Source organism: Chitinophaga sp. sic0106 (assembly GCF_019219075.1).
Lineage (GTDB): Bacteria > Bacteroidota > Bacteroidia > Chitinophagales > Chitinophagaceae > Chitinophaga.
In genome coordinates this window covers 64,540-79,433 of sequence record NZ_JAHUWJ010000020.1, presented here as the reverse complement: position 1 = coordinate 79,433, position 14,894 = coordinate 64,540, and the positions used below count along the sequence as shown (strand labels likewise).

The 14,894-nt window shown below is 48.8% G+C and carries 13 protein-coding genes; 8 read left to right on the top strand and 5 right to left on the bottom strand.

The window, feature by feature from the left end; genetic code table 11:
• Window positions 1-13: 13 nt before the first annotated feature.
• Window positions 14-1,393: a glycoside hydrolase family 28 protein gene (locus KW844_RS23735; protein WP_218379283.1), complete on the bottom strand. Its 1,380-nt coding sequence runs from the start codon at window positions 1,391-1,393 to the stop codon at window positions 14-16.
• A gap of 33 nt (window positions 1,394-1,426) precedes the next feature.
• On the bottom strand, window positions 1,427-2,824 hold the full coding sequence (locus KW844_RS23730; RefSeq protein ID WP_255578602.1) for a family 43 glycosylhydrolase: 1,398 nt from the start codon (window positions 2,822-2,824) through the stop codon (window positions 1,427-1,429).
• A 499-nt stretch (window positions 2,825-3,323) separates the two neighbouring features.
• On the opposite strand from KW844_RS23730, the gene KW844_RS23725 reads away from it, so the two are divergent.
• The 4 genes from KW844_RS23725 to katG all read left to right on the top strand — a co-directional run bounded on the left by KW844_RS23725 (window position 3,324) and on the right by katG (window position 7,912).
• A complete protein-coding gene (locus tag KW844_RS23725) occupies window positions 3,324-4,298 on the top strand; it encodes a methylenetetrahydrofolate reductase (protein ID WP_218379281.1) in 975 nt (324 codons plus the stop codon).
• A 127-nt stretch (window positions 4,299-4,425) separates the two neighbouring features.
• Window positions 4,426-4,890, top strand: coding sequence for a DUF4268 domain-containing protein (locus tag KW844_RS23720; protein WP_218379280.1), 465 nt, complete (start codon window positions 4,426-4,428; stop codon window positions 4,888-4,890).
• 16 nt (window positions 4,891-4,906) lie between these two features.
• Window positions 4,907-5,335 (top strand): YqgE/AlgH family protein, encoded by a 429-nt coding sequence (locus tag KW844_RS23715; RefSeq protein WP_218379279.1) that lies wholly within the window; start codon window positions 4,907-4,909, stop codon window positions 5,333-5,335.
• Window positions 5,336-5,638: 303 nt separating this feature from the next.
• Window positions 5,639-7,912 (top strand): catalase/peroxidase HPI, encoded by a 2,274-nt coding sequence (gene katG, locus KW844_RS23710; RefSeq protein ID WP_218379278.1) that lies wholly within the window; start codon window positions 5,639-5,641, stop codon window positions 7,910-7,912.
• Window positions 7,913-8,057: 145 nt separating this feature from the next.
• On the opposite strand, the gene KW844_RS23705 is transcribed toward katG, so the two are convergent.
• A complete protein-coding gene (locus KW844_RS23705; protein WP_218379277.1) occupies window positions 8,058-9,098 on the bottom strand; it encodes a sensor histidine kinase in 1,041 nt (346 codons plus the stop codon).
• 176 nt (window positions 9,099-9,274) lie between these two features.
• Window positions 9,275-9,763, bottom strand: a complete 489-nt coding sequence (gene msrA / locus KW844_RS23700) for a peptide-methionine (S)-S-oxide reductase MsrA (protein ID WP_218379276.1) — start codon at window positions 9,761-9,763, stop codon at window positions 9,275-9,277.
• Between the two features lie 292 nt (window positions 9,764-10,055).
• Between msrA and KW844_RS23695 the strand changes: the two genes are divergently transcribed.
• The 4 genes from KW844_RS23695 to KW844_RS23680 all read left to right on the top strand — a co-directional run bounded on the left by KW844_RS23695 (window position 10,056) and on the right by KW844_RS23680 (window position 13,851).
• Entirely contained in the window at window positions 10,056-11,630 is a 1,575-nt protein-coding gene (locus KW844_RS23695) for an arylsulfatase (RefSeq protein ID WP_218379275.1), read from the top strand.
• A gap of 159 nt (window positions 11,631-11,789) precedes the next feature.
• On the top strand, window positions 11,790-12,401 hold the full coding sequence (locus tag KW844_RS23690) for a DUF2185 domain-containing protein (RefSeq protein WP_218379274.1): 612 nt from the start codon (window positions 11,790-11,792) through the stop codon (window positions 12,399-12,401).
• Between the two features lie 4 nt (window positions 12,402-12,405).
• On the top strand, window positions 12,406-13,104 hold the full coding sequence (locus KW844_RS23685) for an AraC family transcriptional regulator (protein WP_218379273.1): 699 nt from the start codon (window positions 12,406-12,408) through the stop codon (window positions 13,102-13,104).
• Window positions 13,105-13,164: 60 nt separating this feature from the next.
• Window positions 13,165-13,851 (top strand): class I SAM-dependent methyltransferase, encoded by a 687-nt coding sequence (locus tag KW844_RS23680; RefSeq protein ID WP_218379272.1) that lies wholly within the window; start codon window positions 13,165-13,167, stop codon window positions 13,849-13,851.
• Here KW844_RS23680 and KW844_RS23675 read toward each other — a convergent pair.
• Window positions 13,824-14,876 (bottom strand): BamA/TamA family outer membrane protein, encoded by a 1,053-nt coding sequence (locus KW844_RS23675; protein WP_218379271.1) that lies wholly within the window; start codon window positions 14,874-14,876, stop codon window positions 13,824-13,826. The genes KW844_RS23680 and KW844_RS23675 overlap by 28 nt on opposite strands.
• Between the last annotated feature and the right edge of the window lie 18 nt (window positions 14,877-14,894).

Below are 14,894 nucleotides of genomic sequence, written 5' to 3'. Positions count from 1 at the left end.
TCACAAACTTTACTTACTGATTAACATTCGTAACACTAAACCCTACCAGGTTCTCCTGCATATTCGCCGTGGTATCCACCTTGCCTGTCTGAATCCCCGCCAGCTTCACATTTTGCACCGGTAATTCCTTTTGTCCCATTATCCTGGATACAAACTTCACCTCGCCGGTACTGATATCTTTCAAAAACACATTGCTGATCTTCGTGAGCTTACGTTCGTAGGTAGGCACCAGCGTTCTCCACTGATACAGCACATCTGTATCGATCCCCAGCACCCCCTGGTCAATTTTTCCGGAATGCACATTTTGCAGGTAGATGTTATTGACGAAACCGCCCATCCGCTCGTTGGTTTTGATATACAGCAGGTGATTGAGCTTAGCTCCATCCAGTACAGTACAATTATCTACCAACACATTTTCAATACCACCGGAAAGCTCACTGCCAATGGCTACCAGCTGATGACCGTTTTTCACGGTACAGTTGCGGATCACAATATTTCTGGAAGGTGTTTTTAAGCGCCAGCCTTCCGGATTGCGGCCTGACTTAATCGCTACCGCATCATCTCCCTGATCAAAAACACAATCTTCAATCAGCACCTGCTGACTCATTTCAGGGTCCACCCCATCATTGTTATGCCCTTTGGCATATACTTTTACTTTGCGGATCACAATGTCTTTTGAAAGATACAGATGTATAGTCCAGAAAGGGCTGTTGGTTATCTGAATGCCTTCCAGCAGCACGTTCTGGCACCGGTTAAACTGTATAAACTGCGGGCGCAGGTGCGAAGTATCGTCCACCATCTGCCTTTCCTTTACCGGTGTGTAGTTCCAGGCCAGGTTATACAGGCGTTTCAGACTTTCCATATGCGGCTTGGGGCGGGTAAACCATTGTTTCCAGGTATCCATCTCACTTTTAACTTCCCCTTCACCGGTAACCGCTACGTTCTTACATTCATACGCATAGATGAGCGGGGAATAATTGTAGCACTCCATGCCTTCCCAGCTGCTGTGCACTGCCGGCAGGTAATCAGCCGGATCACCTGAAAACAGCAGCGTGGCGCCCTTTTCCAGGTGCAGGTTTACATTGCTTTTCAGGTGTACTTTTTTAGTGAGCCATTCGCCAGCGGGAATGAGCACGGTGCCACCGCCGGCAGCATTTACCTGGGCGATTGCCTGCGCAATGGCGGCGGCATTTTTTTCCTTGTCGCCTGCCACTGCACCCGTACTGATAATGTTCACCGTGATGCCTTTGCTGTAATCGGGCACTTTAATTTTAGGCATGGTGAAAGGGGCTTTCACCGCCAGCTCACGCACCGTTACCTTATCATTTTCAACGCGGAAGGAAGCAGCTGCTAACACCAATGCCAGTGCTGCTATCGGAAAAATCAGTTTCATGTATCTACCGTTGTTTGAGTGTTTACAATGTTGTTATTTATTTATCTGCGACACCAGCATCTCCCCTACCGCAATTTTATAACCTGTGCTGCCATAGTCCGATTTTCGTTTATCCGACCACGTAGCATGAGTACCGGTTGCTGCTACCGTCAACCTGTACTTGCCAGCAGCCAGTACAGGACTTATAAACCGCAGGCCGGGCTGCTCATGTTTACAGTAGTTATCTACCAAAAAAGTATATATCACTATATTTTTACTATCAGTGATGGATATACGTGCATAGCCTCCATCCGGCAGAGCCGGGCCATACCAGGCTACCTGCGTACCTTTAAAGGACAGCGAAAATGAGGCGCTGCTGTCCGAAGTGCTGCTATAGGCGTTATGCATCCAGTTGCCCTTATACTCTATTCGTTTATCCGTATGCGTTATCCTGTTTCCAATTATTTTTTCGGGAGATGTTACCCCTGTGCTGATATTAATTTTCCAGGCCTCATGATACACCGGCATGGAGAGTTGCCGGCCCTTTATCTGCAATGGCTGCCACACATAAGTGGCTGCGGAAGTCTGCATGGGGAACGACCAGCGGTCGCCCATAAACATAAAAGTGGTATCCAAACTGCCTGCTATCGGTAAAACAAAAGTGGATTGCGAGTTCCAGGTAAGCGTGCCGGCAGGCGCAATAAACCCGCCTTTCTCCCAGGGGCCTGCCAACGAGGTGGCCGTGAAATAGTAGTTGTCATTACGTTCCCAGCTGGTGAGGTCGGAGCCAATGAAGTAATAAATGCTATCCTTGCGGAACAGCGTGGGCGATTCAAAACCTTTAACCATTTCCTTATTAACGTGGACGGCTATACTGTGATAATCATCCGCCAGTTGGTAGATGTCCCCGCCATGCAGGAGCAGATAACCGCGGCCATCCTGGTCTTTGAAAGTTCCCATATCCCATTTTCGTATAGGCTTGCCTTCAAACAACAAGGGGCCACGAAAGGTATAAGGGCCGGTAATATTGGCGGAGGTGGCATAACCAACATATGGCGCTTTGTAACCCAGGCTGTCGGCGTGCATGAACAGGATATACTCACCGGTAGCGGGGCATTGCATGACTTTCGGGCGCTCTCCTACCGCATTGGGTCCCAGCTTGCCGGAATCCTGTACCGGCAGGACTATCCGCTCAAACGTCCAGTTGCAGAGGTCCGCAGAGGAATAGCAGGTAAAGCCGCCGAAGTTATTATAGGGCTCCAGGTGTTTTTCACCAAAGAAATAATAGCGTCCCTTATCTTTCACAATGCAGCCACCATGGGCACTTACGGCCTTTCCCTGGTCATCGGCCCAGGGAACGCCGGAGTATATACGATCTTGCTGGGCGGCCCCAGGAAGGGCTGTCAGCAGCGTAACGATGCATAGAATTGTTTTCAGTGAACGTGGAACCATCTTCATATCTAATACTCAACCACTTGTATCCCTTGGGAGCGGTTGTGGTACTAAACATACTCATCTTTGTTCAAAGGTCCGTAATGTACCGTCCTGCTTGTACGCGATATCGTAATCGTAGCGGTCGTTATGGATACTGCCGGGAAAATACCACATACAGGGTAACATCTCCCGAATCACTGCCTATTTCCCGGCTTTTTTCCAATTGTACTTAAATGATAAAGGGGTGGGCAAAAATGAAGTATGCAAAAAACAGTAGCCAGAAGCATTTGAAGAAATATCCCTATGTGGTTTTTCATTTGATGTTGATTCAAATATATATAAATCTTTTAATATTAGTCCGGGACAGGCCTTCCGTCCTGTCCCGGAACCAGTCAATCCCCTGCCGATGGCAGGCAGATGATTAGATGAAATTTTCGCCTTTTCTTGATTTATAGAAAATTATTCTATAGTTTTACCTCAAAATAGAACATAAACTAACTCATTAAGACAATTCGGGATGCAGGAGCTATTAAGGACCAAATTTGTGGAAGGACAGTCGGGCATAGTATTATACAGCCTTACCCCTCCCAAAATCACGACAGAAGAAGAACGTGTTACCGCCATTGCATACAATCAGGTAGAACGCCTGAAGAACCTGGACATCGATGGATTGATCCTGTATGATATCCAGGATGAGTCGCTCCGCACAGAAAAGGAAAGAACATTTTCCTTTATTCCTACTATTGCGCCGGAGCAATACAGCAAGCAGTTTTTAGCGGATTTGTCCGTTCCTAAAATTATATACAAGAGCATTGCCAATCAAACGAAAGAAACGTTTACCAACTGGCTGCGGCATAACGAGGACATTGAATATTCCGTTTTCGTAGGTGCTTCTTCCCATCAGCAGGTAGCCGCCACGCAGTTTAGCCTGAGTGATGCCTACGACCTGAAAAGGGCCAGCGGACGTGATTTCATACTCGGCGGTGTCACCATTCCTGAAAGGCATAACAAAAAAGGAGATGAACACCTGCGCATCTTTAACAAGATGGATCAGGGCTGTAATTTCTTTGTATCACAGTGTGTATACAACCTGCACGATACCAAAAACCTGTTGTCGGATTACTACTACAACAGTGTAGACAGTGGCAAACCAATAGCCCCGTTGATTTTCACGCTGGCGCCCTGCGGCTCGCTCAAAACCCTGCAGTTCATGGAATGGCTGGGCATTGAAGTACCGAAATGGCTGTACAACGACCTGAAAAATTCCAAGGATATACTCAAGGCTTCCCTGGATACTACTACCAACATTGCCGCGGAAATCCTGAACTACGCACAGGCGAAGAACATGCCGGTTGGGTTTAACATCGAAAGTGTGTCCATCAAAAAAGAAGAGATCAACGCAGCCCAGGAGTTGCTTCATAATATTCTCGATCTCACCAGTGAAATCAGGAAACCGAAGAAATCAGCATCCCGGCCAGCTCCGGCATATTAAAAATGCTATTTCATACATATAAAATGGGCGCGGACCTTCGGTCCGCGCCCATTTTATGTCTGTCCGCCGCCGAAGGCGACGCACAGCTAAAAAAACCAGATACTGAATTTATAGTTATTTTTGGCCTATGTATTCCAAACAAGAAGTATCGACGATCAAGCAGGCGTTCTGGACGGCATTCGGCAAATACATGAAACCTATATTATCTGCAGATGGCGAAACCATCAGCTGGTCAAATTACAAAACCGGCATTCCCGGCGTGAGTTTTAAATTAACGGCAGACAACAAAACTGCGAGCGTAACCATTCTCATTTCACAAGCGGATATGCAGTTGCACCACTTGTTCTATGAACAGTTCGAATTGCAGAAAAATATGCTGGAAGCATCCCTGGAAGAGCGCGACTGGGACTGGCAGTTCCTGGTTAACGATGAGTACGGAAAACCCGTCAGCTATATCCGCAAAGAGCTGGAAGGGGTGTCGGTATTGCGTCAGGAGGACTGGCCCGCGCTGATTACGTTCTTTAAATCCAGAATTATTGCACTGGACGACTATTGGAGCAGCGCCAAATATGGTTTTGAAATGTTACTATAATTTTAATTCTATCCGCATGAAAGCAGGCGATTACTTACACAGCACGGCATTACTGGATGGCAGCTTTTTTGAAGGCGCCATGATTTTTCTGGCTGAATATAATGAAAACGGGGCTATGGGATTTGTGACCAACAAGCTGTTTCCCCATCACATCAATGAGCTGGAAGAGTTCAAATACAGCATTCCGTTCCCAATACACGATGGTGGCCCCATGGACCGTGAGCACCTGTTTTTTGTGCATCAGCGGCCGGACCTCATTCCCGGCGGCACCCATATCTCCGGTAATCATTATTTAGGGGGAGATTTTAAAATCGCCATGGAATACATCAACACCCTGAAAATCGATGATACAGAAATTACGATTTTCCTGGGCTACTGCGGATGGGATGCGGGAGACCTGGAAGCTGAGCTGGCTGAGGGCTCCTGGCTGGTGGGAGAAATTTAATCACTGACACGTATATACGTTTTTTTCCAAGGGGGAAGGAAGGGCCTGCAGCCCTTCCTTCCCCCTTGGAATTTGTACCCCGCCCCAGGCGAGGTACAAATTCCAACATGATCGAACCCAACACCAACCCAAAGTGTTTTCTAACATTACAGGCCTTCCTAAAACACATCAGATAGGTTTTAACTATACGATCATCAAATCAATTGATTTTGACTATATCATTAAAGTCCTACATTTGACGCATCAGAAAAACACAAAGGGTTCAATAATAATATTATTCACTTCTTAGCATTACCTATTAACATGGAATCTCAAGACATCAGCAAATGCCCGTTTCACAACGGCACACAAAGACAAAATGTTGCAGGCGGCGGAACAAGGAATCGTGATTGGTGGCCAAATCAATTGCGACTGAATACACTACGTCAGCACTCGAGCCTTTCCAACCCTATGGACGCGGCATTCAACTATGCAGAAGCGTTTAAAACCCTTGACCTGGAAGCTGTAAAAAAAGACCTCCATGCACTCATGACCGACTCACAGGACTGGTGGCCTGCCGACTTTGGTCACTACGGACCTCTGTTTATACGCATGGCCTGGCACAGTGCCGGCACTTATCGTGTGGGCGACGGCCGCGGAGGCGCAGGTTCCGGTCAGCAAAGATTTGCACCACTCAACAGCTGGCCTGATAACGTGAGCCTCGATAAGGCCCGCAGATTATTATGGCCTATCAAACAGAAATATGGCAACAAGATTTCATGGGCCGACCTGTTAATCCTCACAGGCAACGTGGCACTGGAATCTATGGGCCTCAAAACCTTTGGATTTGCCGGAGGTCGCGCAGACGTTTGGGAACCAGATGAAGATGTATACTGGGGTTCTGAGAAGACCTGGCTCGGCGGCGATATCCGCTATGCACACGGCTCTCCGGGCGTAGTAGAAAATCATGGGGTAGTATCCTCCGATGATGATCCAAATGGACAAACCCACGGTCGCAACCTGGAAAAGCCGCTGGCAGCCGTGCAAATGGGACTCATCTACGTTAACCCGGAAGGTCCGGATGGTAACCCGGACCCGCTAAAATCCGTACAGGACATCCGCGATACTTTTGGTCGCATGGCCATGAACGACGAGGAAACCGTAGCCCTCATTGCCGGTGGGCATACCTTCGGTAAAACACACGGCGCCGCCCCGGCTGACAACGTAGGCAAGGAGCCTGAAGCTGCCGGCCTGGAAACACAGGGCCTCGGCTGGGTAAACAGCTACAAGTCCGGTAAAGGAGCTGATACCATCACCAGCGGCCTGGAAGTCACCTGGACCACCACGCCTACCAAATGGGGGATCAACTTCCTGGAAAACCTCTTCAACTACGATTATGAGCTCACCAAAAGCCCTGCCGGCGCACACCAGTGGGTCGCTAAAAATGCAGAAGCCATCATCCCGGACGCATATGACGCCAGCAAAAAGCACCTGCCCACCATGCTCACCACGGACCTCGCACTGAAATTCGATCCGGAGTTTGCACGCATCTGTCGCCATTTCCTGGCTAACCCTGACGCATATGCGGACGCATTTTCCCGCGCCTGGTTTAAACTCACACACCGCGACCTCGGACCACGCAGTCGCTACCTAGGCCCGGAAGTACCAGCAGAAATACTCATCTGGCAGGACCCTATTCCTGAAGTAAACCACCCGCTGGTAGATGCAAACGACATCGCTGCCCTGAAAGAAAAAATCCTCGCCTCCGGCCTCACCGTTTCCCAGCTGGTAGCTACCGCCTGGGCCTCCGCCTCCACCTTCCGTGGCTCGGATAAACGTGGTGGCGCCAACGGCGCACGTATACGCCTCGCACCTCAGAAAGACTGGCAGGTAAACAACCCCGCTCAACTGTGGAACGTGCTGCAAAAACTGGAAAGCATCCAACAGGATTTCAATAACGCCGCCGCCAATGGAAAGAAAATTTCCATCGCCGACCTGATCGTGCTCGCAGGCGCCGCCGGTGTGGAAAAAGCCGCTAAAGATGGCGGCCACAATATCACCGTGCCATTCACACCTGGTCGTATGGATGCCTCACAGGAAGAAACAGAAGTACACTCCTTCGCCTTCCTGGAACCACTGGCCGACGGCTTCCGCAACTACCGCAAAGGCAGACTGGTGGAGTCCACCGAAGCCATGCTGGTAGATAAAGCACAGCTGCTCACCCTCACCACGCCCGAACTCACCGTGCTGCTGGGTGGCCTCCGTGTCATCAACATCAACTACGACGCCTCCAATAACGGCGTGTTCACCGAACGCCCGGGTCAGCTCACCAACGACTTCTTCGTAAACCTGCTGGACATGAACACCGCATGGAAACAGGCTTCAGATGATAAAGAATTGTATCAGGGCTATAACCGCAAAACAACGCAACCAACGTGGACGGCTACACGCGCTGACCTCGTATTTGGCTCCAACGCAGAACTGAGAGCCGTTGCAGAAGTATACGGCAGCTCCGATGCGCAAGAGAAATTTGTCACCGACTTTGTTAAAGTATGGGATAAAGTGATGAACCTCGATAGGTTCGACCTCCGGAAATAACACGTGATAAATGGTTAGAAAGGCAAAAGGCGGCGATTTTACATCGCCGCCTTTTTACTTTTTGCGCATATTTTAATTCCCGTAGAGACGCAATGCTTGCGTCTCCTTCTCAAGGAGACGCAAGCATTGCGTCTCTACAGCACGTTTACCCACCAATCCCATCCGCAACCGGTCCCCATACCACACCCGGCACTACTGCCACCTGCCACTGCTGCCATTTCAAATCATCACGTTCTCTGAACGCAACCTCTGTAGCCTCCGCTGTAAGTACCAGCCCCTGGTCATGGGTAGTGTAGATGCGCACTTCCAGGGGCGACTTTTTATTGGCTTTATTATGCTTCAGCGCATTTTCTACCAGCAGTTGCAGGGTGAGTGGCGGCAGGGAAAGCTGCCGGCTGGACTCCGGCACATTAATATCGAAGCTCACCGCCTCGCCAAAGCGGTGACTGATCAGGAAGCGATAGGCATCCAGGAACTTCAGCTCTTCTTCCAGGAGGATGAGGTTTTTCTTTGAATTGAGTAGCAGGTACCGGTATATGCGTGAAAAGTTTTCGGCGTATTCGTAGCCTATCTGCTGGTCCTCGAGGATCAACTCGGAGAGCACGCTGAGGTTATTAAATACAAAGTGCGGATCTATCTGTAGTTTCAGTGACTGCAATTCCGCTTCCATCGCTATCTGGTTGAGTTCTGTGGCTTTGAGTGAAGCGTTTTTCCAGTTATATATCAGGTAGTTAACGGTGTTGATACCAATAATAACAAAAGCGATGATCACGCTCACCAGTACCCACTGAATCAGGCCCCTCGTTTCCTCTACGGTCATATTACCGCCCGCGATCATATTATCATCTTCCAGTAAAATACATAGTATACTGAAAATAGTATGGAGTACCAGCACTACTATGAGGATCAGGCCAGCTTCCAGCGCAAAGCGCCTGCCGGGGGATTCCGTCCAGGGTACCTGTCTGTTGAGCCGGTTGCTGATGAAAATACTGGATTCTGAAATAATAAGGCAGCCGATAAAGGTAAAGGTCCAGTCGCTGATAATCTCCTTCCAGCTACGCTGAAAGAAATTTTCCCAGTATGGGGTAAATGGATCGATGAGGTAGGAAATCAGATACATCAGCAGGAACGCAGAAATGACTATTAGTATACGTTTCCAGCTGTTGGTTAAAAATGTATCTCTCATTATTTGCTCCTGGTTGTTTTAGCTTGGGATATGTGACAGTTTTTACAAAGGTGATGATTAATCGTCAATCTGAGATTTATTTTCCGGCCTAACCGTATTTTTTGGGGAGTGAATGGTTTTTTTGGGGGTATGAACAGGGAGATGCCACCTGCGCGGGGCAGGCAGCATCGGTAAGGTTATAAAGTCCACTCTGGGCGGATATAATGGCAGGTGTAGCCAAAAGGATGTTTTTGCAGATAATCCTGGTGTTCTTCTTCAGCGTCCCAGAAATCGCCTGCCGGCACTACTTCTGTCACTATTTTGCCGGGCCATTTGCCGGAGGCATTCAGTTCTTCTATCAGCTTCACGGCGGTTTGGTGCTGTTCATCATTCAGGTAAAAGATAGCGCTGCGGTAGGACGTGCCTATGTCATTTCCCTGCCGGTTGCGGGTGGTAGGGTCATGAATCTGGAAGAAAAACTCCAGCAGGGTGCGATAAGAAATAATATCAGGATTAAATGTGATAGCGATGGCTTCGGCATGTGTGCCATGGTTCCTGTAGGTGGCATTGGGCACATCGCCGCCGGTATATCCCACTACGGTAGAGATAACACCCGGCTGCTGGCGGATCAACTCTTCTACTCCCCAGAAGCAACCACCTGCAAGAATGGCTTTTTCGGTACTCATATTGTTCATTTTTTATGGATGATGAAGGTAGCTCATTTTACCGGTAAATAATTTACTGCCAGGTTTGGTTCGTTCGCTTAAACATTTTGGATTATTTGCTGTTAAAATAGATCATATAAGCAACAGATACATCATCTGTGACCAGGCATAAACATTTTGGATCGTAATTACCGCGTACGAACAGATCCGAGTACCGTCGCCTCTCCGGCGAAGGTTATGCCCTGGAAAACCGTTACCGTAATACTTTCCATTATTGTTAATGTCTGGCACACTAACTCCTAAAAATCGAGCTATGTTGATTTTTTCAAAGCAGTTACGGGCAATAGCGACCATAGCCTTATTGGGTGCATTGACCGGAAGTTCCGCCCAGGCACAGAAAAAGCCTAACATCCTGGTAATCTTCGGTGACGACATTGGTATTCCGCAGATCAGCGCCTATACGAAAGGGCTGATGGGTTATCAGACTCCCAACATTGACCGCATTGCCAACGAAGGCATGCTGTTTACAGATTCGTACGGGCAACAGAGTTGTACCGCCGGCCGTGCATCGTTTATCCTTGGGGAGGAGCCGTTCCGGACAGGACTGCTCACCATTGGTATGCCCGGAGATCCACACGGCATTGCTAACTGGATGCCTACCATTGCCGATGTAATGAAAACCGCCGGCTATGCCACCGGGCAGTTTGGCAAAAACCACCTGGGCGACCAGGACCAGCACTTACCCACTAAACATGGGTTTGATGAATTCTTTGGCAACCTCTATCACCTCAACGCAGAAGAAGAACCAGAAGGCTACTTCTATCCAAAAGACCCGGCATTCAAAAAAGCATATGGCCCTCGCGGGGTAATACGTAGTTCTGCCGATGGTAAAATTGAAGATACGGGTCCACTCACCAGCAAACGTATGGAAACCATTGATGAAGAATTCCTCGGTGCATGTAAGGATTATATCACCAAAACAGCTAAAGCGGATAAACCATTCTTTGTATGGTTTAACAGTACCCGCATGCACGTATTCACCCATCTGAAGGCAGCTTCCGTGGGCAAAACAGGCAAAGGTATACACGCCGATGGTATGGTGGAACACGATGGCATGGTAGGCGAACTCCTGGATCTGCTGGATCAGCTGAAAATTGCGGATAACACCATCGTGGTTTACACTACAGATAATGGTGCGGAGATAGCCCTATGGCCTGATGGCGCCATGACCATGTTCCATGGCGAAAAAGGCACTACCTGGGAAGGTGGTATGCGCATTCCGATGATGGTCCGCTGGCCAGGCAAAATCAAACCAGGCCAGGTGAGTAACGAAATCATTTCGCTCATCGACTGGTTCCCTACTTTGTGCGATGCTGCCGGTGTTCCGGACATCAAAAGCAAAATGGCAAATGGCTATACCGCCAATGGCAAAAACTTCAAAGTACACCTGGATGGTTACGACTTCCTGCCATACCTCACCGGTCAAACACAAAAAGGTCCCAGAGATGTGATCTATTACTTTGATCAGGGCGGTAACCTCAATGCAGTTCGCTGGAACGACTGGAAGACCAGCTTTGCTGTGGCCTCAGAAGGAAATATTGCTACTGCTACCAGAGAAGTACCATCATGGGCCAATATCACCAACCTCCGTATGGACCCTTATGAAAGAGGAATGAAAGAAGGCGGTGAAGCCACCAAATTCCTTGGCCAGCAGATGTGGCTTTTGGTACCTATCCAGGGAAAGATCAAGGAATTCTTTAAAGATTTCGATAAATATCCTTACCAGGAAGGTTCCACACTTAACCCAAGCGGCATCAACTACGGCTTCTTACGTCAACAGGATGCGATGAAGCGCCTGAAAGATATGGAAACAATGAAGACGCGTTAATTTCAGTTTATAAGTTCTACTACCAGGGGCTGTATCATCCGTGATACAGCCTCTTTCAATTTGGAGGCAGCTGCAACATATCTGTTAACAGTGCGCACCGGAGGTTTGGAAGAAGTTATAATCCCTCGGAAAATAATATCTTGCAGGCAAAATACATACATGTCTGCAAGCTACTATTTACAGGATATCCGTAAGGAAGCATCTCTCCACCCCCGCCATTTCCTGGCGCCTACGCCGGAAGAAATTGCCAGTCTCCGGGTGGGCAATATGGTGCGGTTGTTTTTCGTATTTAATTTCAAAACTGAGGATAACTGCCGTGCGGAGCGGATGTGGGTAGAGATTTCCGAGATCAGCGGCGAGGCCTTTAAAGGATACTTAACCAATCAGCCTCATTATATCCAGGATTTAAACAAAGGGGATGAAGTGAGCTTTACCGCCGGCCAGATTGCCACCATACTGGTGCAGCCACAATTTGATGAAAGCAGGAAAGCCATCATCACGCTGCGGGCACTGGAAAAAGGAGAAATCAACTGGGCGCTGTGCGCAGAGCCGGATAACGCGGAAGACAGCGGCTGGCAGCTGTTTCATGGTGACGAAGATGATGCCTACCTGGGTAACCCTGATCATGTGGCGATTATTAGTCTGGCAGAGGTGCTCAACTTTGAACCGCGACTGGAAAATGTGTTTGCTTCCGATCACCCGGCATTTGAGTGGGACCCGGAAATCAATGATTTCGTAGCTGTTCAGGACGTTGAAAATCCGGAGGAGTAAGCACATGCCGGTAGAGATATTCAACCTGGACCAGGGCTATGCCGTGTTTTCCAAAAGCAATTACCAAACGAGGAAGCACGCGCATTACCTGATTGAAGTAGTATATAGTAAAACCGGCACTTTCAGTATCAGCACGGCAGCAGGAGAATTCACCCAGCTCACCAATGCTATTCTGCCGCCTAATTTAAGTCATAGCTTTAATTGCCTGCAGGCCGACTGCGACCTGTTATTCGTTGATCCGCTATCACCTGCGGGCCGCTATTTCATGCAGGCGTTCCCGTTAGCTAACCTCCTTACCAATAATTCGGACCTGGAGCCCTTTCACAACAGTGAGGGCGTAAACATCCCGCTGCTGTTGCATTACGCCGGTACTCCCGACAACAGCCATCTCGACGGGCGCATTCAGCAGTGCCTGACCACCATCGATGCACTGGCCCATACCAATACCCTTACCTTAAGCCAGTTGTCCAGGACCTCGTACTTATCTGAAGGGCGACTCTCCCATCTCTTTAAAAAACAACTGGGAATATCCGTACATCAGTATATCCTTTGGAAGCGGCTGATGATAGCGGTCTTAAAATCCAGGGAAGGCTGGTCGCTCACCGCCTGTGCCCATGAGGTAGGGTTTACTGACTCCTCTCATTTTACCCGTGTATTCTATAAGATGTTTGGCATCAAGCCATTTTTCGCACTGAAAAGTTAGCAGGATTGTACAATTTCCGGAAGGCTGATTGACGGACTTTTGTGGCCTAAACGCTCCGCTATGGCAACACTGGAACCAGCAAGAAAACAATTCACCCCGGCCATGGGATATAATTTCCTGACGGGTCTTTACGATTTCACCGTCCGGCTTACCATGCCTGAAAACCGCATCCGGCAACGGCTGGTGGCCGAGCTGAACCCGCAGCACCAGGAGGCCGTACTTGAATTCGGCTTTGGCACGGGTCAGAACCTGATCCGCATTCATCACTATAATGCACCTACGAAATTACGCGGGCTCGACATCGACCCAAAAGTAAAAGTCCTGGCAGAAAAAAAACTGGCAAAGCTAGGCATAGCAGTTCCACTGGACCTTTATGACGGTGGTACTTTTCCGTATCCGGATAACAGCTTTGACAAAGTGGTGAGTTCCCTGGTATTTCACCAGTTGAGTAAGGAGGGCAAATTTGCGGCCCTGCAGGAAATACAGCGGGTGCTAAAGCCTGGTGGCAGGCTGGTGATAGGCGATTGGGGGCAACCTTCCTCCCGTGCCATGCGCATGGCTTTTTATACTGTGCAGCTGCTGGATGGCTTTAATACCACTACTGACAACGTGAAAGGATTGATACCTGTGTACATGGAAATGCAGGGTTTCAAAAATGTGCAGGAGCCCGATTACATTGATACCTGGCTGGGTACTTATGCCTATTATACGGCCGTATGTCAGAAAGCCTCGTTGATGCGGAAGTAGATGCCTTTATCGTCTTTTCCAAGGGCGCCGTCTACGCCGATGTTGATATTCCTTGAGCGGATGGCTTTGAAACGTACGCCCACGCCGCCTCCTGGCAGCATGACGCTGGAGGGGGCTTCCGTAAAGGCCACACCGAAAAAGCCAACGGCTCCCCAGCGTTTGTAGAAATTCCACCGGTATTCAGCCTGTGCGGCATACACCTGGTTACCACGGTATTTACCATTAGTATAGCCGCGGATATCTTTTCCACCAACGGCATGCTGACCTGTAAATGGAACATCACCCAGGCCGGCAAACCCGCTGATGCGTGCTGCCAACACTGCATTTTTGGTAACAGGATGGTAGTAGTTAATATAAAACCGCAAGGAGTTAAAAACGCTGTCGCTCCCCAGCCACTCCGGGTTTCCGAGGAAGCTCACATTTGCTTTCCAGCCCTTCGTAGGTGTATATACGTTATTGCGGGTGTCGTAGAGAAAGGTCACACCCAGGCCATTGGCATTGACCACAGCGGTGGAATCATAACCAACATCAAACACCGTTTCGGAGTGCTGGAGCTTTGCCATTAGGCCACCATAAAAAGGTCCGTAAATTTTACGGAGTACCTTTAAAAAAGCGAAGCGACTCACCGAGGCATAATCTACGAACTGACCTTCATCCACATCGCTGGCAGCTTCAAAATACTGGAAATTGATATTGCCAGTACCGGCAGCAGCGGTGATGCGCCATTTATTCTCCTGGAAATAAAGTTGACCAAACGCGACTCCGAACCAGGACTTATTTTGCGTATATCCGACACCGATACCAGCCGAACTGGCCGGTGATATGGTATCTTTCTTACTCATATCAAAAAACGCCATCCCGTTGGCCCCCAGAATAATCCCGTAGGAACTGTTGTAATTAATGATGGGGATGCCGGTAATATTTACCTTATGCTTTTTGTGATGTGCGGTGTCGCGCTGCGCTGCAGCATGGTAACCAGCCGTTAAAGCGACCAGTAAAATTATTAGCGCAGCGCCCGGTTTCATAAAAACGCCCATGCTGCA

Excerpts from the sequence above, each read along its gene's own strand:
- KW844_RS23690 (WP_218379274.1), top strand. The coding sequence starts at position 11,790 with ATGTCTGCAAGCTACTATTTACAGGATATCCGTAAGGAAGCATCTCTC.
- katG (WP_218379278.1), top strand. The coding sequence starts at position 5,639 with ATGGAATCTCAAGACATCAGCAAATGCCCGTTTCACAACGGCACACAA.
- KW844_RS23685 (WP_218379273.1), top strand. The coding sequence starts at position 12,406 with ATGCCGGTAGAGATATTCAACCTGGACCAGGGCTATGCCGTGTTTTCC.
- KW844_RS23705 (WP_218379277.1), bottom strand. The coding sequence starts at position 9,098 with ATGAGAGATACATTTTTAACCAACAGCTGGAAACGTATACTAATAGTC.
- KW844_RS23735 (WP_218379283.1), bottom strand. The coding sequence starts at position 1,393 with ATGAAACTGATTTTTCCGATAGCAGCACTGGCATTGGTGTTAGCAGCT.
- KW844_RS23695 (WP_218379275.1), top strand. The coding sequence starts at position 10,056 with ATGTTGATTTTTTCAAAGCAGTTACGGGCAATAGCGACCATAGCCTTA.
- msrA (WP_218379276.1), bottom strand. The coding sequence starts at position 9,763 with ATGAGTACCGAAAAAGCCATTCTTGCAGGTGGTTGCTTCTGGGGAGTA.
- KW844_RS23675 (WP_218379271.1), bottom strand. The coding sequence starts at position 14,876 with ATGAAACCGGGCGCTGCGCTAATAATTTTACTGGTCGCTTTAACGGCT.
- KW844_RS23715 (WP_218379279.1), top strand. The coding sequence starts at position 4,907 with ATGAAAGCAGGCGATTACTTACACAGCACGGCATTACTGGATGGCAGC.
- KW844_RS23725 (WP_218379281.1), top strand. The coding sequence starts at position 3,324 with ATGCAGGAGCTATTAAGGACCAAATTTGTGGAAGGACAGTCGGGCATA.
- KW844_RS23720 (WP_218379280.1), top strand. The coding sequence starts at position 4,426 with ATGTATTCCAAACAAGAAGTATCGACGATCAAGCAGGCGTTCTGGACG.
- KW844_RS23730 (WP_255578602.1), bottom strand. The coding sequence starts at position 2,824 with ATGGTTCCACGTTCACTGAAAACAATTCTATGCATCGTTACGCTGCTG.
- KW844_RS23680 (WP_218379272.1), top strand. The coding sequence starts at position 13,165 with ATGGCAACACTGGAACCAGCAAGAAAACAATTCACCCCGGCCATGGGA.